Genomic DNA, 24,568 nt, shown 5'->3' on the forward strand with positions numbered 1-24,568 from the left:
GGGAGACCATTGGCAAGTCATAAAAATACAAATAGTACGACAAAAGAAAACCACCATTTAAACCGATTTTATTACCCATTAGACCTGGCGGTAGAAAAACCTTTTAACTGGAAACAAATGTTACGATTGCTCAACTATGTAAAACCTTACCGTAAGACGTTGCTACCTGGAGCGATTTTAGCTATGTTCATTTCGACAATGGTGCGACTTCTTGTTCCTATACTGATTGGTAAAGTTGTCATTGATGTGGCAATTGCTAATAAAGATATAACATTATTAACCAAACTTGTAGTAGTGATAGCATTTCTTTACTTATTAAGCTACTTAGGTAATATGTTTAGAATCAAGTGGATTAACATTCTAGGGCAAAAAATTATTCATGATTTACGTTCGAGTCTATTTTCACACGTACAACGTTTATCACATAACTTTTTTGATAAGAGATCAGCAGGATCAATTTTGGTTCGGATATTGAACGATGTAAATTCCTTGCAGGAACTTTTTACTAACGGAATTATCAACTTATTAATGGACGTAGTTATGTTACTGGGTATTATTGTTATTTTATTTGTGCTTAGCCCTCAGTTAACTATGGCTGTGTTAATAATACTACCTATAATGTTCTATATCTCAACGAAGCTAAGAAGAAATATTCGTAGATCTTGGCAGGATGTGCGTATTCAAAAGTCTAGATTAAATTCTCATTTAAATGAAAGTATGCAAGGAATCCGTATTACTCAGTCATTTGCTCAAGAAAAAGAGAATACAGAATTCTTTGATGGTGTCAATACAGATAACTTTGAAACGGAAAGGATTGCTACCAAAAAAAGTGCATACTTTGGGCCGTTTGTTGAAATGAGTAATGCGATTGGTACTGTTATTTTAATTTCTTATGGCGCCCACCTAATTATCCTTGGTGAAGAAAATGGAGGTATTGCAATTGGTACCTTCGTAACATTTGCCTTTTTCTTAGGGATGTTCTGGGAACCGATTTCAAGGTTAGGTCAAATCTATAATCAGTTATTAGTAGCGATGGCATCATCAGAACGTATCTTTGAATTTTTAGATGAGCAACCAAATGTTGAAGAAAAAGAAGATGCTATCGAGTTTAAAGACATGAAAGGACATATCGAATTTGATCGTGTTCAATTTTCATACGATGAGGACCGGGTTGCACTTCATGAAATATCATTAGAAATGAATAAGGGCCAAACAGTAGCGCTTGTTGGTCATACAGGTTCAGGTAAGTCGACGATAGCTAATTTGATTAGTCGGTTTTACGATCCTACAAAAGGTGCTGTTAAAATAGATGGCTATGATTTAAGAGATATGAAGCTAGATAGTCTTAGAAAAAGTATTAGTGTAGTACTACAAGATACGTTTATTTTCTCTGGTACAATAATGGAAAATATCCGTTTCGGGAGACCTGAAGCCACCGATGAAGAAGTGAAGGATGCAGCAAGAGTAGTAGGAGCTGATGAGTTTATTTCAAGGTTATCGGATGGATACGAGACAGAAGTAGAGGAGAGAGGTAGTATTCTTTCTGCTGGTGAGAGACAGTTACTCTCCTTTGCACGTGCTCTACTTGCCAATCCTAGAATATTAATTTTGGACGAAGCAACCGCAAGTATTGATACTGAGACAGAAGTAAAAATACAAAAAGCGTTAAAAACACTTCTAAAAGGAAGAACTGCAATTATGATTGCTCACCGCCTATCTACGATTAGAGAAGCGGATAATATAATTGTGTTAGAGCATGGAAAAATCTTAGAACAAGGTAATCACCAAGAACTTATGAATCAAAAAGGTGAGTACTTTGATCTTGTCAAATCTCAATTTCAAATGTTAGATGCTCTATAAAATAAAGGCCATTACCTAAGTGCGGGTAATGGCCTTTACTTTATTACTTATCAGTTTTAAAATTCGACTCGTTGTTAGTTAGCTGTAATAACCTGTGTCAATTTATTTATATCTATATGTATCTAAATATCTTAAGTAGATAGCAAATTTAGATATTTCAAGCATAGTGATGAACGATGTATGTTTGGTCTCCCTTTTCGATTTAAACTATGATAAACTTTAAGGAAGCAATCTATATACGGAGGAAAAACCATGAAGAGAGAATTTGCAGTTATTGGTCTTGGGCGCTTTGGTGGAAGTATTTGTAGAGAATTAAGTGAAGAGGGAATGGAAGTTCTAGCCATTGACCTAGCAGAAGATAAAGTTAATGAATTCAAAAATATCGCTTCTCACGCAGTAATCGCAGATGCAACTGATGAAAAAGTATTGAAGGAATTAGGAGTTCGTAATATTGAGCATGTAATTGTAGCCATCGGTGATAATATACAGGCAAGTATTCTAACTACATTAATGCTTACAGAGCTAGGCGTTAAGAAAATTACAGTAAAAGCACAGAACGATTATCATGAAAAAATTTTAAATAAGATCGGTGCAGATCAAGTTGTTCATCCGGAAAGAGACATGGGAAAACGAATAGCACATAATATTATTTCTAATAACATTTTGGATCATTTAGAACTATCCGATGACCATAGTATTGTTGAAGTGAAGGCGGGGACAAAGATGAGTGGTAAAACACTGGTTGATTTAGATGTTCGTGCCAATTATGGTTGTAATATTGTAGCTATTAAGCAGGAACATAATAAGCAAATCAATGTATCTCCAATGGCAACAGAAATGATTAATAAAGGTGATATACTAATTGTAATTGGCGCTGACAAGGACATTTCTCGTTTTGAAAAGCAATTAGTAGTAGATGATGATTAGTAGATAGAGCAACCTAAACATGGATATTCTTTGAAATCTAAAAGACTAATCTCAAAAAGTATAAAAAATACCCTTTCTCTTATGAGAAAGGGTATTTTGCATTTAATCAGTGTTATACTTCCATAATAATTGGTAAAATCATTGGTTTACGTTTTGTCTTTTCATAAAGAAATGGAGAAATTGTATCTGTTATTTCATTTTTAATTTCAGACCACTGTGTTGTTCTTCTTTCCATTACTTTATCAAGATGAGATGACACTAGTTTTTGCGCTTCATTTATCAGGTCTTCAGATTCTCTCATATATACAAATCCTCTAGAGATAATATCGGGACCAGAAGCTATTTTAAATTCTTTCATGTTTATACTAACTACTACGATAAGTAAGCCTTCTTCTGATAGAATGCGACGATCTCTTAAAACGATATTCCCAATGTCGCCAATTCCACTTCCGTCTACATAAATCGCGCCTGAAGGGATTTTACCTGCAATTGCGGCGTTATCTTTGCCTAAGGCAAGTACATCTCCGTTGTCCATAATAAAACAATTACTAGGATCAACATCACATAATTGAGCCAACTTTGTATGCTCTTTGAGCATGCGATATTCCCCGTGAATTGGCATAAAGAACTTAGGATTGATTAATCTTAACATTAATTTTTGTTCTTGTTGTCCACCATGTCCAGATGTGTGAATATCATTTAGTGGACCATGAATTACATCTGCACCTGCGCGGTAAAGTTTATTGATTGTTCTGCTAACACTAACTGTATTTCCAGGGATTGGTGAAGAAGAAAATACAACTGTATCGCCAGGGATAATCTGAATTTGTCGATGTGTTCCATTAGCAACTCTTGAAAGAGCGGCCATTGGTTCACCCTGGGAACCTGTACATAAAATGGTTACTTCGTTAGCTGGTAATCGGTTTAGTTGATGCGTATCAATGAATGTATCCTTTGGAGCTTGAATATAACCAAGTTCCTGACCGATTTTAATCGCATTATCCATGCTTCGGCCAAATACAGCAACCTTTCGATTGTTTTTAACAGCTGACTCAACAACTTGTTGTAAACGATAAATATTAGAAGCGAATGTTGCAAAAATCAATCGTCCGTCAACTCGATTGAAGATATCGTTAATACTTTCTCCTACTTTTCGTTCTGACATGGTAAAGTCAGGAACTTCACTATTTGTACTATCTGATAATAAACACAAGACTCCTTCTTTGCCAATTTCAGCCATTTTAGCTATATTGGCTGGTTCACCAACTGGGGTGAAATCAAATTTGAAATCACCTGTGTGAACGACGTTACCTGGTGGTGTTTTAACAACAATACCATAAGAGTCAGGGATGCTATGTGTCGTTCTAAAGAATGTTACTGATGTTTTTCTAAATTTAAAAACGTCGTCCTCTTGAAACGGGTGAAGCTTGGCATTTCGCAAAAGACCATGTTCATCTAATTTATTTTTTAATAATCCGATCGCAAGTTTTCCAGCATAGATAGGCACGTTAATCTCTTTTAGAAGGTAAGGAATACCTCCGATATGATCTTCATGTCCGTGTGTTACAAATAGGCCTTTAATTTTGTCTTGATTCTGCACTAGATAAGTAAAGTCAGGAATTACATAGTCAATCCCTAATAATTCATCTTCAGGAAATTTTATTCCTGCATCAATAAGAATTATTTCATCTTGGAATTGTACACCATACATATTTTTCCCGATTTCACCTAATCCCCCCAATGCAAAGACAGCGGTTTGGTCATTTTTCACGAATTTCATGGCTAGGCGTTCTCCACAATGAAATCTTCAGATTCTTTTTCGTACTCAAGATGTGCTTCATCTAATGGCTGGATAAATTCTATGTTTAAATTGCGATCGGAGAGTTGTTTACGTACTTCGCGCTCGGATTTAGCGTCAAAGTACAAGCTTTTTGTACGTTCTCGAACAGGAACTTCATTTGAAAGCTCCTGATACAGTACTTTAAATATCATTCAACCTCTCCTAACTTGTATTATAAATATTTTTTGAGAAAATTATGAAACCATAGCATCTTTATTTATCAAATAGTTTTTTGTAGTAGGACTGTAAATTTAACGATAGTCATCCTGAAATGTACTAGGTACACGATTCCGACCCAACATCTTTTTCAATCGCTTTCTAAGCTTTTCCTTTAAACGTTTTAACATTATTTCTTACAACTCCCTTCCTTATACTAAAGAAAAGCATTAAAAAGCGTTCACCGGTCCAATCCCTCTAATTTATAGTATAGTATGATTTGGTAAATATTGAAATAGAAACGTATTAAATAATGAATAAAATTTAATAAGAGCCATGAGATTTTAACGAATTCATGTGATTATATTTTTTGCGAATTCCTTGATTTTATTCGATAAAAAAGGAATTAACTCCCTTTAACTTACATTAAGGAGCGAATAGATTTCCTGAAAAAATTGTTTTTTTGATATTGATGGAACTTTGGTTGACCTTGATAAAAATATAACTGATGAAACAATAGCTGCCATTCAAGAGTTAAAGGAAAAGGGTGTTTATGTTGCAATAGCTACAGGTAATGCGCCCTTTATGACCTGAGGAAATTAGAGAATTACTGAGAATTGACTCTTTCGTTTGTCTTAATGGTCAGTATGTTGTATTTGAAGGGGAGACTGTATATGAGGATCCAATTCCTTGAACCAATTAGAGAGGTTAATAAATAAGACTAAAACAAGGAATCACTCGATAGCCTTCCAAACGAACAATGAAATGAAGGCTGCAAGAGTGCGTGACTCTTTAGTAGTAGAAAGTAAGAAAAGCTTGAAAATAAATTATCCAGATGTTGACCCTGAGTTTCATGTTCAGAACTCTATTTACCAACCACTATTATTTTGCAATCAAAAGGATCAACTAGATTATGAATTGTCTTATGACCAACTTCGATGTACGTTGGCACCGATCTTCTTGTGACGTTCTGCCAAAAGATGGATCAAAAGCGATGGGTGTCGATAAATTAATAATGGCAAGCAAAATTGAAAAGAAAACTCTTTGGTTTTTGGAGATGGACTAAATGATACGGAGATGATTGAGCATGTAGGGACTGGCGTTGCGATGGGGAAAGATGTACAAGAACTGATAAAAGTAGCAGGCTACGTTACAGATGATGCAGACAAGCATGGGTTAGTGAAGGGTATGAATTATCTTGGTTTATTAAAATGAAAAACCAATCGAATTTGTTGCAATTCAATTGGCTTTATGAACTAACAATTAAAATATAAAAAAGAGATCAGTAAAGTTTTCCTTTATCTATCAACAGCGCTTGCGTTTTCAGGTTCTTCGAATGGGTTGTCAGGATTTATATGGTCGTAAAACATAATTCCGTTTAGATGGTCAATCTCATGTTGGAAAACAATAGCTGCAAAATCTTTCAGTCTAAGCTTTACAGCATTTCCATCTAAGTCAGTAGCTTTTACAGTTATTCTAGCGTAGCGCGGAACTATTCCTGGGACCTCGCGATCAACGGAAAGACAGCCTTCACCAGTAGATAGGAATGTTTTTTCAACTGAATGACTTATAATTTTTGGGTTGAATAAACCGTAGCTGTATAGATTGTCGTCTAAATCTTCAAAATGTAAAGCTACCATGCGTTTAGAAATACCTATTTGAGGCGCTGCAAGCCCAACACCTGGTCTTAAATCGTATTTATTAGCAATTTCGTCATCTTGACTATCTTTTAGATATTGCATCATATCTTGTAATGTTTTTTTATCTTCTTCAACGGGGGGAAGGGGTACTTCCTTTGCTACTGTATTCAAAATAGGATTACCTTCTCTAATAATATCTTTCATTGTAATCATGACATTCACTCCTTTGCTCGCATCTTTTTGCTGAAAATAGTTTAACACAAAATTAAGTGCAAATGGTAGAATATTAGTCGTTAAAAAGGCATGAATATTTTTTTCTTTTCATATAATAAGATAGCTAAATTGTCTTATTATTATGTTATACTAAATATTAAATTGAAAAGTAACTTTAAATTTACAACAAAGATTTTAAAAGCAGGATGATAGGAGGAAATGTAGTGCATTTAAAAAAAATAACATTTATTATCACTCTATCTATCTTCTTACTTGCGGGTTGTAGTGGAGAATCAACTACAGAAGATATGTACGAGCACATGGAACAAGCTGTTACGTTGGAAGAAGATTTTGCTGATCAACAAGAACCCCTTGTCGAGTTAGAAAAAAAAGAAAAAGAGCTCTATGAAGAAATAATAAACTTGGGTATGGATGAATTTGAAAGAGTAGAAGAATTATCCCAAGAAGCCTTAACAGCAATTGAAGGTCGCGCAGAAATAATTGAAATAGAAAAAGAAAGCATTGAATTAGCTATAGAAGAGTTTAGAAAAATTAAGCCTTTAATAGAAGATATCGATGATGAAGAATTAAAAGAAGTGGCCGACAAGATGTACACGGCAATGGAAAATAGATATAATTCATATATTAGTTTGCATGATGTATATTCGAACTCATTAGATAAAGACAAAGAATTATACGAGATGCTTCAGAGTGAAGATTTAGAAGAAGAGGAATTAAAGAATCATATTGACACAGTAAATTCTACATATGATGAAGTTTTAGAAGCTAATGAAACGTTTAACAGTGATACTGACAAGTATAACCAACTTAAACAGGATTTTTATCAAAAAGCAGAGATTGATGTAGAATATAATGAGTAAATAAGAACATATTACTAAAGTAATGATATTACTATCATCAAAAGCCTTCGCAGATTGCGAAGGCTTTTTTGAAATTGATAAAAATATAAATTGTGGGACCAATGTCTAGTTTTAACGCTTACCGTACCTAAAATCGACTTTAAGCTTGTTGGGTGAACAAGGAAAGACTTTCGCTTTTGTGCTTGAAGCAATACCTAGTTTATAAAACATCAAGGAAAGTTAGTTAAGCTTATCTTAAGTTATCCTTTGTAGTACAGCAACAAATCTTCGCTAATACAGATGCTTTTTATACGGATAATTATTTAGTAAGCAATTAACTATACAATTACTTATAACAAATTTATAATAATAAGTGTCAAAGTGTTTGACCAACATCTATTAATAAGCTAAACTAATAATTGAATAAAAATTGTACCAGTCATTCCTTGATTCTTTTATGTAACAGTTATTTATTTTATACATATAAGATTAAAAAATTGCGATGCAGGGTAATGTATTTAATAATGAATTAGGTACAGATTTTTTCGAAGTTTGGGAAAGCTAAATTTGATTAATAACAAGGAAATAGAAAGGATAGGTGAATCTTTTGAAACGTACATTAGAAAATGCTGAGAATCAGTTTGAAACGTTTCAAATTCTGAATGAAGATGGCAAAATTGTTAATGAAGACGCAATGCCAGATTTATCAGATGATGAATTAAAGGAACTTATGTACAGAATGGTATACACTCGTATTTTAGATCAACGTTCTATTGCCTTAAATAGACAAGGTAGATTAGGATTTTATGCTCCGACAGCTGGTCAAGAAGGATCTCAACTTGGTACACAGTACGCACTTGAGCAAGAAGATTATATTCTTCCGGCATACCGTGATGTACCTCAGTTAATATGGCAAGGACTTCCTTTATACCAAGCATTTTTATTCTCACGTGGTCACTACCACGGTAACCAAATGCCAGAAGGTGTAAATGCGTTAAGCCCTCAAATTATTATTGGTGCACAATACACTCAAGCAGCTGGTGTAGCTCTTGGTATGAAGAAACGTGGTAAAAAGACTGTTGCAATTACTTATACTGGTGACGGTGGAACATCACAAGGTGACTTCTATGAAGGTATGAACTTTGCAGGTGCTTATAAAGCTCCGGCGATTTTTGTTGTACAAAATAACCGCTTTGCTATCTCAGTCCCAGTTGAAAAACAAACGGCTGCTACAACGTTAGCTCAAAAAGCTGTTGCCGCTGGAATTGAAGGTATACAAGTAGATGGTATGGATATATTGGCAGTTTATGCAGCTACAAAAGATGCACGCGAACGCGCAATCAATGGTGAAGGTCCAACATTGATTGAAACTTTAACATACCGTTATGGCCCGCACACAATGGCTGGTGATGATCCAACTCGTTATCGTACTGAGGATTTAAATAATGAGTGGGAGAAAAAAGATCCACTTGTTCGATTCCGTAAATTCTTAGAAAATAAAGGGATTTGGTCTGAAGATGAAGAGAATAAAGTTATTGATCAAGCAAAAGAAGAAATAAAAGCAGCAATTAAAAAGGCTGATGAGCAACCAAAACAAAAAGTGACGGATTTAATTGAGAACATGTATGAGGAACTTCCAGCTCACTTACAAGAACAAATGGAAGAATATAAAGCAAAGGAGTCGAAGTAAACGATGGCTCAAATGACAATGATTCAAGCAATTACTGACGCGATGCGTACAGAATTAAAAAATGATGAAAACGTGCTAGTCTTTGGTGAAGACGTTGGTCAAAACGGTGGAGTATTTCGCGCTACCGAAGGACTACAAAAGGAATTCGGAGAAGAGCGAGTTTTTGACACACCTTTAGCTGAATCCGCAATCGGTGGTCTTGCGTTTGGTCTTGCAATGGAAGGCTTTCGTCCAGTTCCAGAAATTCAATTCTTTGGTTTTGTTTATGAAGCAATGGATGCTATTAGTGGACAAATTGCTCGTATTCGTTATCGTACAGGTGGCACTAAAAATGCACCAATCACAATTAGATCCCCATTTGGTGGTGGAGTTCACACTCCTGAATTACACGCCGACTCGTTGGAAGGTCTGATGGCACAACAACCTGGGTTAAAAGTAGTTATTCCTTCTACACCGTATGATGCAAAAGGATTATTAATTGCTTCCATTCGTGATAATGACCCGGTAATTTTCTTAGAGCACATGAAACTGTATCGTTCTTTCCGTGGAGAAGTTCCAGAGGAAGAGTATACTGTTGATTTAGGTAAAGCGGATGTTAAACGTGAAGGAAGTGACGTCACACTTGTAGCTTATGGCGCTATGGTTCACTCCTGTTTAAAAGCTGCTGAAGAATTAGAAAAAGACGGTGTTCAAGCAGAAGTAATTGACCTTCGTACTGTTATGCCAATTGATTTTGAGACAATTCTAAAATCAGTGGAAAAAACAAATCGTGTTGTTGTTGTCCAAGAAGCGCAGCGTCAAGCTGGAATGGCATCACATATTATTGCTGAAATTCAAGAGAAAGCGATACTTCATTTAGAAGCGCCGGTTCTACGAGTTACAGCACCAGACACTGTCTATGCATTCACACAAGCTGAAGAGGTTTGGTTACCAAACTATAATGACATTATTGAAAAAGTAAATAAAGTAGTTAATTTCTAGGGAAAAATATAGATAGGAGGTATTATAATGGCTTTTGAATTTAAACTACCAGATATTGGTGAAGGAATTCACGAAGGTGAAATAGTTAAGTGGTTTGTTAAAGCTGGTGATGAAATTAAAGAAGATGATGCACTTTGTGAAGTGCAAAATGATAAAGCAGTTGTAGAAATACCTTCCCCAGTCGAGGGTACAGTTAAAGAAGTACATTTTGACGAAGGTTCAGTAGCAACTGTTGGGCAAACAATTATTACAATTGATGCAGAAGGATATGAAAACGAGGGTGGAAGTGAGGAACCGGCTGCTGAGGAGTCTAAAGAAGAAAAAGCTACAGATTCTAAAGATAAATCAGCGACAGAAGATACTTCCAATCAACAAGAAGAAGCTGATAATGGTGATCGCGTTATCGCAATGCCATCAGTTCGTAAGTATGCTAGAGAAAACGAAATAAGTATTAATAAAGTACAGGGCTCAGGTAAGAATGGTCGCATACTAAAAGAAGATCTCGATAACTACTTAAGTGGTGGACAAACAGAAGCTACTGAAGAGAAACCAGCTGATACAAAGACAGAATCTAAACAAGAACAAAAAGCGACTGTACCAGCAGGTGATTATCCAGAAACACGCGAGAAAATGAGTGGAATTAGAAAATCAATTGCAAAAGCAATGGTTAACTCTAAAACGAAAGCACCTCATGTAACTTTACATGATGAAATAGATGTGACAGAGTTAGTTGCTCATAGAAAGAAATTTAAAGCTGTTGCAGCTGAAAAAGATGTTAAGTTGACGTACTTGCCATATGTTGTAAAGGCTCTTGTATCTGCATTAAAAGAGTACCCAGTCTTAAATGCATCGATTGATGATTCGACAGATGAGATTATTTATAAGCACTATTACAACATTGGTATTGCAGCTGACACTGATAAAGGTTTACTTGTACCAGTTGTCAAAAATGCTGATACTAAATCAATTTTTTCAATATCATCAGAGATCAACGAACTTGCAGTTAAAGCGAGAGACGGTAAACTTGCCCCTAATGATATGAAAGGTGCTTCAAGCACAATTTCTAACATTGGTTCCGCAGGCGGACAATGGTTTACTCCGGTTATTAACTATCCAGAAGCGGCTATCCTTGGTATCGGACGCATTGCTGAAAAGCCTATTGTACGTGATGGGGAAATCGTTGTTGCGCCAGTACTAGCTCTATCGTTGAGCTTTGACCACCGTCTTGTTGATGGTGCTACTGCACAATTTGCGATGAATCAAGTTAAGAGGTTATTGAACGATCCACAATTAATTATGATGGAGGCGTAGGGATATGGTAGTAGGAGATTTTCCGATTGAGTTAGATACTCTTGTAGTTGGTGCAGGTCCTGGCGGTTACGTAGCAGCGATTCGTGCTGCTCAGACTGGCCAAAATGTGACAATTGTTGATAAAGGTGCACTCGGTGGTGTTTGCTTGAACGTAGGCTGTGTTCCATCTAAAGCTTTAATTCAAGCTGGACACCGTGTTGAGTATGCACATGGTTCAGATGACATGGGGATTAAATCAGAAAATGTTACAGTCGACTTTTCTAAAGTACAAGAATGGAAAAGTGGTGTAGTTAAAAAGCTAACAACTGGTGTTGAAGGCTTACTAAAAGGTAATAAAGTTGATATTGTTAAAGGTGAAGTTTACTTTGTCGATAAGAACACGGTAAAAGTGATGGACGAGAAGAACTCTCAAACTTATACATTTAACAACTGTATTATCGCAACAGGTTCTAGTCCAATTGAGTTACCTACTTTTAAATACAGTGATCGTGTGCTTGATTCAACGGGCGCATTAAATCTAAAAGAAGTTCCGAAGAAGCTGGTTGTTATCGGCGGTGGATACGTAGGTACAGAGTTAGGTACTGCTTATGCAAACTTTGGTACTGAAGTGACAATTCTTGAGGGTGCGAAAGATATTATCAGTGGTTTTGAAAAACAAATGACATCTATAGTTAAAAAGCACTTGAAGAAAAAAGGTGTTAAAGTTGTCACAGAAGCAATGGCAAAAGGTGTTGAAGAAACAAAGAATGGCGTTAAAGTTTCTTATGAGGTAAAAGGTAAAGAAGAAACAATTGAAGCAGACTATGTTCTAGTAACTGTTGGTCGGACCGCAAATACACAAGAACTTGGCCTTGAGCAATTAGGTATCGAAATGGATGATAAAGGTGTTATCCAAATTGATAAACAATGTAAGACGAATATTGACAACATTTATGCTATTGGTGATATTGTACCTGGACCACCACTTGCTCACAAAGCTTCTTACGAAGGTAAGATTGCCGCAGAAGTAATTAGTGGGGAAAAGTCTGAGATTGATTATAATGGCATTCCTGCTGTTGTCTTCTCTGATCCAGAGCTTGCTTCGGTTGGTTACACAGAACAGGGTGCAAAAGATGCTGGATATGATGCAAAAGCATCTAAGTTCCCGTTTGCAGCAAATGGACGTGCTCTATCATTGAATGACAGTGATGGGTTCGTAAAATTAATTACTCGTAAAGATGACGGGTTAGTAATTGGTGCTCAAATCGCAGGACCAAATGCAAGTGATATGATAGCAGAACTTGGTCTAGCTATTGAAGCTGGTATGACAGCTGAAGACTTAGCTCTAACTATTCATGCACACCCAACTCTTGGAGAAATTACTATGGAAGCTGCTGAAGTAGCTATGGGTACACCAATTCATATGATGAAATAATTTCCTTTTTAAAAAAGCTATCACCAAACATTGGTGATAGCTTTTTTCAGTATAAAATACTGTTGTTATAGAATTATTTCAGATTTTAGCAGAAACTGGATTTGGTCGACTCATTAGTGCCGATATTTTAATAATTAAATCTTTTGGGTAATTCACTGTATTATTTCGCTTGATTAATCATTAGAGCACCGAGATAAAATTGATTCAATTAGAATCACAGGAATTTTTATAAAATGTGAAATTCACTATCATCAATCTCTGGTTTAGGCAATTTAAATAACAAAGAAGACAAAAAAATTGATTAATTTATATTTTTTCCACGTTTATTTTCAATAAATCCTTTATAATAAAGGTAGTCCAATTTTACAGCAGGAGGGAACACTTTAATGAAGAAAATACTATTTACAACATTACTATTTTTTCTATTTTTAGTGGGGTGTAGTTCTGATGAGCAGCCACAAAATCAAGTAGAGGAAGGTGAAGATGCGACAGAAGAACCTGAACAACCTGATGATTCTGTTGATATCGACACAGGTAACAACCAAGATAATACCGTACCAGAAGAAGATGAAATTGACGCGGAAATAGAAGAGGAAGAACAAGAAGAACAAGAAACTCTTGAACCATTATATCAACTAACTGAAAACTGGAATCTCGAACCAATCTCAGAAGAAGATAATGCCAATGTTGTACTATTAACTATTGATGATGCTCCAGACGAGCATGCACTTGAGATGGCTAAGACTTTAAAAGAATTGGATGCTCCGGCGATTTTCTTTGTTAATGGTCACTTTTTGGATACCGATGAAGAAAAGGAAATTCTGAAGAAAATTCACGATTTAGGGTTTGAAATAGGTAACCATACATATAATCACCAAAACTTATCGGAAGTGTCAGAAGAACAACAGAAAAAGGAAATTGTCGAATTAAGCGATTTAATTGAAGAAGTTATTGGAGAGAGGCCTAAATATTTTAGAGCACCTCATGGTGTTAATCCTGATTACTCAAAACAAATGGTTAAAGATGAGGGTATGTTATTGATGAATTGGACGTATGGCTATGATTACTTCAAACCTTATATGGATGCTGAAAAGTTAACAACAGCAATGGTTACTGGCGAAGGTCCAGAAGTGGATGTCCCATACTCATTGCTCAAACCAGGGGCGAATTTATTAATGCACGACCGTGAATGGACAGCTAAAGCACTTGAAGATATTGTAAATGGATTAAGAGAAAAAGGTTTCGAAATGCTTGATCCTAAACTAATAAAAACACCTTAATAATGAAAAGGAGCTGAAAAATTTTTCAGCTCCTTTTCATTTATTTAAATGCCCGGTGTTCTTTAATCACACGTATATGCTGCAATGTTTCATCTTCTAGTCCTTGAACTGGTAATCCTGCCTTTATGTTTTGATTGATATAGTCGATGTTTTCAGATGTAATAATTTCTCCTGGAATAAAAATAGGGATACCTGGTGGATATACCATAATTGATTCGGCACTAATCTTACCGGCAGATTCATTCATGTTAATTATTTCTGTCTCTGCATAAAAAGCTTCTCTCGGTGAGAATGCCAATAAAGGAATATCTGGAATAGTTACCTTAATTGATTTCTCACTAGCAGTGAATTCCTGATCACTAGCAAGTTTGAAAAGTGCATCAATCAGTAAGTTCACTTCCCGAGCAGTATCGCCAGGTGTAATAATACAAAGAATGTTATATAGGTCAGATAGTTCAACCTCAATGTTATAGTTTTCTCTTAACCATACCTCTACATCATAACCAGTAATGCCTAAATTTTTTACAGATATAATTAATTTTGTTGGATCATAATCATACGTTGAACCACTATCCAATATCTCTTTGCCGACACAATATAAGTGGGGTAATTCATTTATTGCTTTACGAGTTTTATTAGCAAGCTTTATTGTTTCGTCGATTAACTTTTTACCATTGATTACTAAGTGCTTCCTAGCAGCATCTAATGAAGCTAATAAAATATATGACGTTGAAGTTGTTGTTAACATAGACAAAACGCTTTGAACTCTCTCGTGAGATACTAATCCTTCTCTTAGATTTAAGACAGAGCTCTGAGTTAATGAACCACCAAGTTTATGAACACTAGTGGCTGCGAGATCAGCCCCCGCTTGCATCGCTGAAATTGGTAAGTCATCATGGAAATGTATGTGAATTCCATGCGCTTCATCAACCAAAACTGGTACATGATATGAATGCGAAATCTCTACAATTTTTCTCAAATCTGCCGCAATCCCAAAATAAGTAGGATTGATAACTAAAACACCTTTTGCATCTGGATGAGCTTGTAATGCTTTTTCGACAGATACTGGTGTTATTCCATGGGATATACCCAATTCTTCATCTATTTCTGGATGAATGAAAATGGGAGTAGCGCCAGAAAAGATTATTGCCGTTGTAACAGACTTATGAATATTTCTTGGGACGATAATTTTGTCGCCAGGTCCGCATACGCTAAGTACCATTGTCATAATTGCGCCACTAGTACCTTGTACAGAGAAAAAAGTGTAATCAGCACCAAATGCTTGTGCGGCTAATTCTTGCGCGTGTTTAATCATCCCCTGAGGATGATGAAGATCATCCAAAGGTTGAATATTAATTAAATCAATAGAAAGAGCATTATCCCCGATAAAATTTCTGAAGTCTGGGTCCATCCCAACTCCTTTTTTATGTCCTGGTATATGAAACTGTACTGGGTTTTTGCTTGCGTGATTAAGTAATCCAGTGAATAATGGAGTTTCTTTTTGTGATAACATAGATTGCTGCACCTCTTATTAAAGTCTTAAAACAACAGAATTATAGCAAAACATTAGTCTAATAGCTAGTTTTAGCAAAAATTATATCATTTATGATACGATATTTCAGGAGAAGGGGGTTTTAAATCCGTAGATTAGTATATATATTGTAATACTAGACGGAACAGTATCATCCAATTACTCAGAAGACAGTAGTCCTAAGTAATGTGTGTTAATATTCCTTATTAGTGGTGAAGATAATAAAAGCAGGGGATCAAAATTAGAATGCTTTGTTAGTCAACTGTTTTGGCAAAAACATGACGTGCTTATTTATTAGTTGAATTAATAACTTAAATGGTCAATAATAGAGCAAAATTACGAGTAAATGATGTAGCTCGAAAGGAGTATATTTTATGAGTTATAGTTATCCAATAGATGAAACATGGACTAAGCAAGAAATTATTGATGTAGTTAATTTTTTCTCGATAGTTGAGAAAGCATATGAATTAGGCGTCAAACAGGAGGATCTTTTAATTTCTTATACCCGATTCAAGCAAATTGTCCCATCAAAGAGCGAGGAAAAACAGCTATGTGGCAAGTTCGAAAAGGAATCTGGTTATTCATGTTACAGAACAGTTCAAAAAGCTAAAGCAAAAGAACAGGGTGGAAGAATCAAAATGTGAATTTTCATTTGAATAATAAAAGATGTCTAAACCATCATTAGGTCTAGACACTACTTTTATTTTATTTCATAGCTATTTTATATAATGGTGACAAGGTTTCGAAAGTCTTCTTAACTTCATTTAAAAATGCCTGACCGTCTTGCAAAATTGGATCATTCGGTGCGAAATTTCGTCCAATTAGAAATTCGCCCTTTTTTACGTTTTTAAAGCGTGCAAGCGATTCATTCAAATCAATGTCTTTTACTTGGTATGATTCATTTTTCATATGGTCTAGTGATATATTGTAATTACCGGGAACCGTGGCTTTTATGTCTTCAATATTTTCCAAGAATCTTTCGGCGAGTAGGCTTTTATTCGGTAATTCATAAATAAATGCCAACCAAATGAAAAGATTATCGTCCCATAATCCGATTTGAAAATGAGGATGCTTTTTGTATCCCCTTTTGTTATGGCAATATGCCGACCAAGTATCACGAGGAGGATTGACTGTTCTTCTTGCGTGTCTTGCAATATGGAGGAACATGTCACTGCCTACCATTTTGGATAGGTCGTCCGATACCGCATCCCCGATTGCTTGGAATTTTGGTTGTATCCGTTGTTGGATTGCTTCCATTCTATCGTCGAGACCATCAATTTTAAAAGTATTAAAATCGTTCTTATCAAAGCCATTAAAATTCATAAAATTACCTACCTTTTCTTTTGCATTCTTCTAGGTTCTGACATGATTCACTATATTTTACCATAACGAAATGTTAATTTGAATAAACATGCACCTGTCCCGAAAAAAGTATTATTAATCTCTCATTAACAGATAATAAACGTATAAATATCAGGATAAGCTCCTGTAAAGATGCACTCAGTGATAGTTTTTGTTAAAATGAATGGAAAGAATTTACTATTGGAGGACAATCGTTTATGGATAATCAAACACGAAAATTATTATTCGAAAAAGCAAAAGAATGGATACTTGAAGCGGGAAACCACATCAGAGATGTAATTGATGAACCATTATATATCGATACTAAATCAAATCCTAATGACCTAGTAACACAAATGGATCGAAATACTGAGAAATACTTTGCCAAGAAAATTAAAGGAGAATATCCTAATCACTTGATTTTGAGCGAAGAAGGTTTTGGAGATGAAGTTGATAACCTAAAAGGTACTATTTGGATTATTGATCCAATAGACGGCACAATGAACTTTGTCCATCAAAAAAGGAATTTTGCAATCTCAATAGGTATCTATCAAGACGGCGTCGGAGAAATTGGTTTAATTTATAATGTGATGGAAGATGTGTTATACACTGCACAAAAGGGACAAGGTGCATTTAAGAATAATAAACAGCTTTTACCATTAGATAAGAAATTACCCCTTGAAGAGTCGATTTTAGTAATAAATAGTATTTGGGCTTGTGAAAATCCAGTTGTTAATGAAAAGAAAATTCAAGAGCTCATTAAAAAAGTTCGTGGTACAAGGTCAATTGGATCTGCCGCACTAGAATTTGCCTATATTGCAGAAGGGATAGTTGATGGCTATTTGACAATGAAGTTAGCTCCTTGGGATATTGCTGCCGGAGCAATACTAGTTAATGAGGTAGGTGGGTTGACAACAAACTCGAATGGAGAGACTCTAGACCTGCTTGTGAACAATACAATTTTATCGGCTAATAAACAAATACATAATAAAATTTCAAATCAATTCGTGGAGCTCAAATAATAAATAAAATTCTGGGGAATTATTTTTAAGACAAGATCAAAGGACTGCCATAAGTTTGGTAGTCCTTTGATAACTTGAATTATTCCTTTGCCATGTTTTTTCTTTTTAATGTTATGCCATAGCCCATTATTAAAAATCCAACGACAAACGCTAGAATCGATAACCACACATTTCGATAAGCGATTGCTATCCCTACAAAAGAAAAAGAACTGATGACTAAAATTGCTAATAATAATTTTGATATTTGAATAGATTTCATTAATTTCACCTCGTAATTTAATTGATTGCTTTGTATTTATCTCTAGCGTCAGAAGATAAGATTTAGTATGATAGATAAGGAATCTATTTGACTTACTAGAAGGAGGAGCCACGTGGGGAATCAGTCAGTAATGAATGTACCAGATGATCTTTGGCCAGTAGCTGATTATTTTATGCAAGGGCTAGGCGGAGAAGTAAACTTTAATAATGAAAGTGAAGTTGCATTATTGATTAGAGGTTTCTTCTTGTTATACCTAACTATCGTTTTACTAACCATTTTGGCATATAAATTTGGATTTGCTAAAAAATTGCCACCATTAAAATCAGCAGTCGTTTATCTAATACTTATAGTGGGAATGTTTATTATAACTTTAATATTTGGTCTTAACTTACCATTAGCTGAAAGTCTTTTCGTAATTGCTTTAGTCTTGGGAGTTTACCGATTTAGGTTGTACCGCGAACGAAAAGCATAATAAGTTTATAACTTAAAGGGGCTTGTCTATTAATCAACTTGATTACACTCTCTATGTGTAGCTTGAAGATCGATTGACAGCCCCTTTTATTATAATTTAAATATAATATTCTGTTGTATAACTATGTTTCTGTTATTATATTAATTGATCTTTTTGTTCTTTTTCTTTGTACACGCGAAAGTTTCCAGTAGCAAGTCTCTTTTTAGTTTTTTCCCCAATTCGAGTATCGCAGGTAGGGCATAAATACATGTGAATCCGGCGATTACGTAAACGTTTTGCTTGTAGTGAATTTCCATCAATATTATCAATGGAATCACATATTACACATTTTACTCTCATATTTTTCACCTCATACTTAGGCTAGTATCTTTTTATTTTAACATCAAATCCTAAGGAATTCCATGATAGCTTAAAGTTAAATTTAATGAACAATTTAACGTGTATGTAGTTTTAGATTCCTTTTTTAAGGGAAATTGTACTGTAATAAGCAAGAAAAGGAGTGGTCTATATTCGAAAAACTGTTTTGATATCTGCGATAGGCGCAATTGGAGCAGGTACTGTGAGCTATCTGTTGGTTGATAGAAAAGGGTTATTTAAACGTTTTAAACAAAAAACAAATGAGACTAGTTACTTACCAATTGAAGAAGCAGGAGTGCCAGAAGCTGATCAACCTGAGAATGCTAAAATGGTATCAGAAGGGTCTCAATTTGGAGTGAATTACTATAATAGGGTAAAAGAAGATAAATAAATTAAGAGAAAGACATAAAGAGCCGATTTTGGCTCTTTATGTCTTTTACATTTTACTGAAAAAAATAACGCTTTACTAACTCTTTTAGAAACACAAAATAAAGGAAAATGTAAATCTGTAAACAGTTAAGTTTAATTTCGATTAGCTTCTTCTTAAATCTCAATTGTCAATGTGATTTTTTGATTGTTCCTCCTCAACATCTTCTAATTCTTCTTCTTCACCTTCAGGAATGACACGTTTATTTTGATCTGGTTCCTTTGGTTGATCTTCATTGATTGGGAACTCGGGCATATACCGACCTACAATTTCTGCCACTTCATCAGTGAAGCCCTGAATGGGGTGACCTTGCTGAACTTTGTCAGCCATTTCTCTAATTCTTTGTGTGCCATCTGCATCAGCTACAATTACTGCTGTTTTTCCGTAGGGGTCATCGTGAAGGGCTTCAGTGACAGAATATTTAATTGTGCCGACTCTAGATCGGTCTAAGTCTTTATCCACATCAATACCAACTACTGCATAGGAACCCGCGACTACAGCTGTTGCATCATTTACATTTGGAACACTACCTGCAATATTGGCTAAACGCTGAGCAATTTGTTGATTTGACTGATCCTCACGATCAATTGGATCTGAATTTTTAACTTGTAATGTACCGCTCGTATCACCTCGTTGTGATAAGTTGTTCTCTTCTTCCTGCTGACAACCAAATAGAGAAAAAGTGATACTTAACGTTAATATTAAATAGATAATATGCCTAAGCATTTAAAACACTCCTCCTTTTTCTGTTGTTATTTTTCGTTGTTTAGAAAAGTTTATACATAAATTCGAGGAGGATTTGAGAATCTAAAAATAAACAGGTGCCACAATTTTGAAAGAACAATGACACAGGAGATCGGCATGGCTAACTTAGTAATTAATTATCCACAGCAGTTTTATAAATTCCCTGACCATAAAAAAGACCAACACATAAAATGCGTTGGTCTTATACCTAGAATCTTTATTTTACTCAATTATAATTTTATTTATCCCCTTAATAGGCTCGTCCTTATTTGAACCATCTTTGAAGAATAGATGAACAGGTCCATCTTCAGTCAAGGGCTTACCTTTTTTTGCGAATAGTAAGAAACAATTGGTAAGTTCATCTAAAGATATAGTATTTTCAGTATTAGTAGTTACAAGCCTTGCTTGTTTTGCACTATTATTAATTTGAGCCGTCTCTAAAAAGTCTTTAATAGGCATCACATATGTATTTTCCAATATTTTGTTTCTTTCAAATCTAGAAATGCTTTTATTAACAGGAGGTTTAATTCTATGTTGGTTAACTTCTCTATCAAATCTTTCTGATGCTTTTTTTAATTCATTGTCATCTTTATTTTGTTTTGGATTTTCATTTGAAAAAGCTTGATCAAATTCTACTTTCCTGTCATCAAAAATCCATACCGTTGGATCTAAAGTTATTGAGTATGTAACATTGCCAGTTAGTTGTACGATCACATCGATTGCCCCCATCAGCTTAAAATTCTCACTTTTAAGCATAGCAGAAATTGTCTGAGATTTCACGAGGGAGGACCTATTAATGGAACAAGTGAATCAAAATTCAGATGAAGCTCTCCGTGAATGGTTTTAAACGCAAGTCACCTTAGGCGTGTGGGAAAGGTTGCCGGTTATCCCAGATTTGGCAAATCAAGACCGTGATGATATCCGTTAAGCCTTTATCCAATAGATTTTTCTTCAGTAAGTCAGGGGGCAGTGAAAAAATGTGTGCTTACCAATGATACATTGAATGTTAACACAGGCTCTACTATTATACTTAGTTATTATGCTAGAATGTTGTAAAGCCTTCATGGTTACTAGTGGCTTGCATGAGGCTTCAGGAGCGTTTGCTATTAAAATAAGATACAAGGCATAGTGTGGAGTATCTGGTGTGATTTTAGTAAGTATAACGGACATTGGAGGAATTGCTGTATATAGCCTAGTACTCGATTGTTCAAAAAGTAGTTTAATCTTTTAGAAAAGATTTCTAATCACTATCAATTGTCTGTATTTTGATATATGTTAAACATCTAACTTAATGGGTTAGAAGAAGTCCGAGCTAAATAAAGTTTCATTAATTTTTAATATTTTTTTAAATATTACCTACACATCTTGCATTTTTAGGTTATTAACGCTAATATAAATAAAAGAAAGTTAGTTTTAACGGAGGGGATTTTTTTGATATCCGAAGTGGCTGTAAGTAATAATGAAAAGGCCTATGCCCTTCTAAAGGCTGATGCTGATAAAATCCTAAAACTAATCAAAGTTCAGATGGATAATTTGACAATGCCTCAATGCCCTTTATATGAAGAGGTTTTAGATACACAAATGTTTGGCTTATCAAGAGAAATTGATTTTGCAGTACGCTTAAATCTTGTAAATGCAGATGATGGAAAAAAGCTTTTGGAAAACCTTGAAAGACAATTAAATGTATTACATGAGACTGCCCAAAACACATAGATCTAGCGTAAATGTGTAATACACGCTGCAAAAGATAAAGCCTTTGCCTGAATATTGGCAAGGTTTTTTTTATACATCAGGAAATTATAAAAGGTTCCTGTGGAGAATTTCCTCAAAGATTCAAAATTGTCTTTACTATTAAGTGAATCGATTATGATATATTTAGAAGGAGAGGTTATTTTGTGAGATTAGCTAATCTTCATTAAAATACACCTTTCTATTAGAATATACAGTAAGGAGTATTTTAATGAAACAAAAACAGAAATGGAAATCTTTTGATTTTACGCTATTAATAACTCCAATACTCCTTGTCAGCTTTGGTATTGTAATGATTTACAGTGCTAGTATGGTAATCGCCGTTATGGATGATAAACCTGGAAACTACTATTTGATTAGACAACTAATTTGGTTCTCGCTTGGTTTGGTTGGGTTTATCGGATGTTGTGTAATCCCTTATCGACATTATCAAAAGCTCATGAAACTTATTGTCTTTGTTTTAATTGTACTGTTAATTGCCGTACTTGCATTTGGTACAGAAGCTTATGGTGCTAAGTCATGGATATTAATTGGATCCTCTTCAATTCAACCTGCTGAGTTTGTGAAATTAGGGTTGATTATCTATTTGGCATCTATTTATTCGAAAAAGCAAAATTACATAGCGGATTTTAATAAAGGTGTTTTACCACCGTTAATTTTAACTGGAGTTCTCCTTGGATTAATCCTCTTACAACCAGATATAGGGACTGCCGCAATTATTTTTCTTATTGCTTGTTCTGTTATATTTAGTTCGGGTATAAAGTTTAGACATCTATCAATACTAGTTGTTATTGGCTTTGTATTAATAGGCGGTGCTGCTACACAGATGGTAAATAAGGAAAGGATTTCTCGCTTCACGGGAGCTTATCAACCGTTTGAATATCCAGACGATGGAGGGTATCAATTAATACAATCCTATCTTGCTATTGGTACAGGCGGCATTACTGGTGATGGACTAGGTAGCGGCATTCAAAAACTTGGTTATTTAACTCAGCCTCATAATGATTTTATTATGGCTGTTATCGCTGAAGAACTAGGATTTATCGGTGTTATGATTGTGATAGGTATGTTGGCTATCATTGTTCTTAGAGGAATTTATATAGCAAGAATTTGTGAAGATAGCTTCGGTTCATTATTAGCAATAGGTATTTCATCAATGGTTGGAATTCAAACGTTCGTTAATTTAGGTGCCATAAGCGGTTTGTTGCCCATAACAGGAGTACCACTACCATTTATTAGTTATGGGGGATCTTCGTTGTTAGTATTGATGATTTCTATGGGTATTTTAAATAATATAGCACTTAACGTTAAGCTAAAGGAGCAAAAGTTTGGAAGCGAATCAATTGCTGAACAGGAAACTGTTTATCCAACAAGAACTACTTATTCAAAATAATAAAAGTCTTAAGCCTGAAGAAAACTAAGATTCGTTGAAAATCTTCTAAACTACTTAACGGTAGAAACAAACAGCTAGTTTTAGGATTAAAAAGCTTTACTAAATAAAAAATCCAAAAAAATGATAACTCCCTGTTAAAAGTAGGGGAGTTATCATTTTTTGTTTATTTTTTTAACTTTTCGTCTTTGGCACTTCTCGAACAGAGAAGAATGAAGTAGCACAATAATCCAAAATAAATAGTTATAATTAAAGCGTGTAACAATGCAACAACTAAGTTTCCTAGAGTTAGTATTATAAGTGCACCTAAAGCTACCTGAAGTATAATAAGTAACATAGCTGCAGTCCATCCCCATAGCATAACTCGGTTATATTGATAATTCTTTTTAACATGGAAAAACAAATAAATCGTCCATATGAATGCTATTCCTGCGGCCAAACGATGCCCCATTTGAGCCCATTGCCCAAAATTGTAAGTTAAACTTAATGGGGTACTATTATCACAAAAAGGCCAACTACCACAAGCTAAACTTGAGTCGATATGTCTAACAAGTGCTCCGCTATATACGACGACCATTATATAAATAGTAAGTCCGTATATTTGTTTTCTTAATGGTTTACCAATAATTAATGATTTGGCATCAAACTTTATGTCGATTTCAAATATTAAAATTGTTAAAAGAAAGACAGCTGCAAATGAAATTAGAGATATACCGAAATGCATTGCTAATACAAAATCAGATTGTGACCATAATACTGCTGCTGCCCCTATCAACGCTTGTAAAATAAGAAAAAATGTAGAAATAAATGATAAAAATTTAACTTCTCGAATATGACCAATGTATTTCCAGGATAATATAGATAAAAGTAAAACTACAATTCCTGCAATTCCAGATACTAGCCGGTGACTTAGTTCAATTATCAATTGGGCGGAAATTTCCCCTTCGCAAATAGGCCAATTAGCTCCACAACCCATTCCTGAATCCGTTTTTGTTACTAAAGCACCACCAATTAAAACTAAAATCATTGAAAAAGTTGCTATTATTGAAAGCTTTTTAAGTATTCTAATCATGTGACCACCTCACATCCAAGTGGACTAATTTC

27 protein-coding genes are annotated in these 24,568 nt (G+C 34.8%); 17 read left to right on the forward strand and 10 right to left on the reverse strand.

All coding sequences use genetic code 11. From position 1 onward, the window contains the following. Positions 1 to 9: 9 nt before the first annotated feature. Both LD272_RS00215 and LD272_RS00220 read left to right on the forward strand, forming a co-directional pair. Positions 10 to 1,860 carry an ABC transporter ATP-binding protein gene (locus LD272_RS00215; protein ID WP_226034569.1) on the forward strand — a complete coding sequence of 617 codons (1,851 nt, stop codon included), beginning with the start codon at positions 10 to 12 and terminating at the stop codon, positions 1,858 to 1,860. A 252-nt stretch (positions 1,861 to 2,112) separates the two neighbouring features. Then, a complete protein-coding gene (locus LD272_RS00220) occupies positions 2,113 to 2,787 on the forward strand; it encodes a potassium channel family protein (protein WP_226034570.1) in 675 nt (224 codons plus the stop codon). Positions 2,788 to 2,899: 112 nt separating this feature from the next. Here LD272_RS00220 and rnjA read toward each other — a convergent pair whose 3' ends face one another. Further along, positions 2,900 to 4,567 carry a ribonuclease J1 gene (rnjA, locus tag LD272_RS00225; protein ID WP_226034571.1) on the reverse strand — a complete coding sequence of 556 codons (1,668 nt, stop codon included), beginning with the start codon at positions 4,565 to 4,567 and terminating at the stop codon, positions 2,900 to 2,902. Positions 4,568 to 4,569: 2 nt separating this feature from the next. Next, positions 4,570 to 4,779 carry a DNA-dependent RNA polymerase subunit epsilon gene (locus tag LD272_RS00230; protein ID WP_226034572.1) on the reverse strand — a complete coding sequence of 70 codons (210 nt, stop codon included), beginning with the start codon at positions 4,777 to 4,779 and terminating at the stop codon, positions 4,570 to 4,572. Positions 4,780 to 5,251: 472 nt separating this feature from the next. Between LD272_RS00230 and LD272_RS21535 the strand changes: the two genes are divergently transcribed. From LD272_RS21535 to LD272_RS00245, 3 genes are all read left to right on the forward strand, one after another. Continuing rightward, the gene (locus tag LD272_RS21535; RefSeq protein WP_226035001.1) at positions 5,252 to 5,377 is read left to right on the forward strand and encodes an HAD hydrolase family protein; all 126 of its coding nucleotides are present in this window, start codon (positions 5,252 to 5,254) and stop codon (positions 5,375 to 5,377) included. A gap of 96 nt (positions 5,378 to 5,473) precedes the next feature. Beyond that, entirely contained in the window at positions 5,474 to 5,749 is a 276-nt protein-coding gene (locus LD272_RS00240) for a hypothetical protein (protein ID WP_226034573.1), read from the forward strand. A 78-nt stretch (positions 5,750 to 5,827) separates the two neighbouring features. Then, positions 5,828 to 5,998 (forward strand): HAD hydrolase family protein, encoded by a 171-nt coding sequence (locus tag LD272_RS00245; protein WP_226034574.1) that lies wholly within the window; start codon positions 5,828 to 5,830, stop codon positions 5,996 to 5,998. An 83-nt stretch (positions 5,999 to 6,081) separates the two neighbouring features. Here the strand turns inward: LD272_RS00245 and def are convergent, their stop codons facing one another. Further along, positions 6,082 to 6,636, reverse strand: a complete 555-nt coding sequence (gene def, locus LD272_RS00250) for a peptide deformylase (protein ID WP_226034575.1) — start codon at positions 6,634 to 6,636, stop codon at positions 6,082 to 6,084. Positions 6,637 to 6,860: 224 nt separating this feature from the next. Here def and LD272_RS00255 point away from each other — a divergent pair, with 224 nt between their 5' ends. From LD272_RS00255 to LD272_RS00280, 6 genes are all read left to right on the forward strand, one after another. Continuing rightward, on the forward strand, positions 6,861 to 7,517 hold the full coding sequence (locus tag LD272_RS00255) for a YkyA family protein (RefSeq protein WP_226034576.1): 657 nt from the start codon (positions 6,861 to 6,863) through the stop codon (positions 7,515 to 7,517). Between the two features lie 586 nt (positions 7,518 to 8,103). Beyond that, entirely contained in the window at positions 8,104 to 9,186 is a 1,083-nt protein-coding gene (gene pdhA, locus LD272_RS00260) for a pyruvate dehydrogenase (acetyl-transferring) E1 component subunit alpha (RefSeq protein ID WP_226034577.1), read from the forward strand. 3 nt (positions 9,187 to 9,189) lie between these two features. Further along, complete coding sequence (locus LD272_RS00265) at positions 9,190 to 10,167, forward strand: alpha-ketoacid dehydrogenase subunit beta (protein WP_226034578.1); 978 nt, start codon at positions 9,190 to 9,192, stop codon at positions 10,165 to 10,167. 27 nt (positions 10,168 to 10,194) lie between these two features. After that, on the forward strand, positions 10,195 to 11,478 hold the full coding sequence (locus LD272_RS00270; RefSeq protein ID WP_226034579.1) for a dihydrolipoamide acetyltransferase family protein: 1,284 nt from the start codon (positions 10,195 to 10,197) through the stop codon (positions 11,476 to 11,478). 4 nt (positions 11,479 to 11,482) lie between these two features. Further along, complete coding sequence (gene lpdA / locus LD272_RS00275; RefSeq protein WP_226034580.1) at positions 11,483 to 12,892, forward strand: dihydrolipoyl dehydrogenase; 1,410 nt, start codon at positions 11,483 to 11,485, stop codon at positions 12,890 to 12,892. Between the two features lie 386 nt (positions 12,893 to 13,278). Then, positions 13,279 to 14,172, forward strand: coding sequence for a polysaccharide deacetylase family protein (locus LD272_RS00280; protein ID WP_226034581.1), 894 nt, complete (start codon positions 13,279 to 13,281; stop codon positions 14,170 to 14,172). A 40-nt stretch (positions 14,173 to 14,212) separates the two neighbouring features. On the opposite strand, the gene LD272_RS00285 is transcribed toward LD272_RS00280, so the two are convergent. Beyond that, positions 14,213 to 15,685, reverse strand: coding sequence for an aminotransferase class I/II-fold pyridoxal phosphate-dependent enzyme (locus LD272_RS00285; protein ID WP_226034582.1), 1,473 nt, complete (start codon positions 15,683 to 15,685; stop codon positions 14,213 to 14,215). A 392-nt stretch (positions 15,686 to 16,077) separates the two neighbouring features. Between LD272_RS00285 and LD272_RS00290 the strand changes: the two genes are divergently transcribed. Then, on the forward strand, positions 16,078 to 16,347 hold the full coding sequence (locus tag LD272_RS00290) for a UPF0223 family protein (RefSeq protein ID WP_226034583.1): 270 nt from the start codon (positions 16,078 to 16,080) through the stop codon (positions 16,345 to 16,347). A 61-nt stretch (positions 16,348 to 16,408) separates the two neighbouring features. On the opposite strand, the gene LD272_RS00295 is transcribed toward LD272_RS00290, so the two are convergent. Next, positions 16,409 to 17,026, reverse strand: coding sequence for a YktB family protein (locus tag LD272_RS00295; protein WP_226034584.1), 618 nt, complete (start codon positions 17,024 to 17,026; stop codon positions 16,409 to 16,411). A gap of 236 nt (positions 17,027 to 17,262) precedes the next feature. Between LD272_RS00295 and LD272_RS00300 the strand changes: the two genes are divergently transcribed. Then, on the forward strand, positions 17,263 to 18,066 hold the full coding sequence (locus LD272_RS00300; protein ID WP_226034585.1) for an inositol monophosphatase family protein: 804 nt from the start codon (positions 17,263 to 17,265) through the stop codon (positions 18,064 to 18,066). A gap of 79 nt (positions 18,067 to 18,145) precedes the next feature. On the opposite strand, the gene LD272_RS00305 is transcribed toward LD272_RS00300, so the two are convergent. Then, the gene (locus tag LD272_RS00305; protein WP_226034586.1) at positions 18,146 to 18,325 is read right to left on the reverse strand and encodes a DUF5325 family protein; all 180 of its coding nucleotides are present in this window, start codon (positions 18,323 to 18,325) and stop codon (positions 18,146 to 18,148) included. A gap of 112 nt (positions 18,326 to 18,437) precedes the next feature. Between LD272_RS00305 and LD272_RS00310 the strand changes: the two genes are divergently transcribed. Continuing rightward, a complete protein-coding gene (locus tag LD272_RS00310; protein WP_226034587.1) occupies positions 18,438 to 18,797 on the forward strand; it encodes a YlaH-like family protein in 360 nt (119 codons plus the stop codon). 135 nt (positions 18,798 to 18,932) lie between these two features. On the opposite strand, the gene LD272_RS00315 is transcribed toward LD272_RS00310, so the two are convergent. Continuing rightward, on the reverse strand, positions 18,933 to 19,136 hold the full coding sequence (locus LD272_RS00315; RefSeq protein WP_226034588.1) for a YlaI family protein: 204 nt from the start codon (positions 19,134 to 19,136) through the stop codon (positions 18,933 to 18,935). Between the two features lie 160 nt (positions 19,137 to 19,296). On the opposite strand from LD272_RS00315, the gene LD272_RS00320 reads away from it, so the two are divergent. Further along, entirely contained in the window at positions 19,297 to 19,545 is a 249-nt protein-coding gene (locus LD272_RS00320) for a YbyB family protein (protein ID WP_369413900.1), read from the forward strand. 159 nt (positions 19,546 to 19,704) lie between these two features. Here the strand turns inward: LD272_RS00320 and LD272_RS00325 are convergent, their stop codons facing one another. Beyond that, entirely contained in the window at positions 19,705 to 20,307 is a 603-nt protein-coding gene (locus LD272_RS00325; RefSeq protein WP_226034589.1) for a YhcN/YlaJ family sporulation lipoprotein, read from the reverse strand. Positions 20,308 to 20,547: 240 nt separating this feature from the next. Continuing rightward, on the reverse strand, positions 20,548 to 21,039 hold the full coding sequence (locus LD272_RS00330; protein WP_226034590.1) for a hypothetical protein: 492 nt from the start codon (positions 21,037 to 21,039) through the stop codon (positions 20,548 to 20,550). Between the two features lie 717 nt (positions 21,040 to 21,756). Here LD272_RS00330 and LD272_RS00335 point away from each other — a divergent pair. Further along, positions 21,757 to 22,038 carry an Fpa/YlaN family protein gene (locus LD272_RS00335; RefSeq protein ID WP_226034591.1) on the forward strand — a complete coding sequence of 94 codons (282 nt, stop codon included), beginning with the start codon at positions 21,757 to 21,759 and terminating at the stop codon, positions 22,036 to 22,038. A gap of 247 nt (positions 22,039 to 22,285) precedes the next feature. Continuing rightward, positions 22,286 to 23,467, forward strand: coding sequence for a putative lipid II flippase FtsW (gene ftsW, locus LD272_RS00340; RefSeq protein ID WP_226034592.1), 1,182 nt, complete (start codon positions 22,286 to 22,288; stop codon positions 23,465 to 23,467). 163 nt (positions 23,468 to 23,630) lie between these two features. Here ftsW and LD272_RS00345 read toward each other — a convergent pair whose 3' ends face one another. Continuing rightward, entirely contained in the window at positions 23,631 to 24,536 is a 906-nt protein-coding gene (locus LD272_RS00345) for a COX15/CtaA family protein (protein ID WP_226034593.1), read from the reverse strand. Between the last annotated feature and the right edge of the window lie 32 nt (positions 24,537 to 24,568).

This window comes from Aquibacillus saliphilus (assembly GCF_020404745.1).
GTDB classification, from domain to species: domain Bacteria; phylum Bacillota; class Bacilli; order Bacillales; family Amphibacillaceae; genus Aquibacillus; species Aquibacillus saliphilus.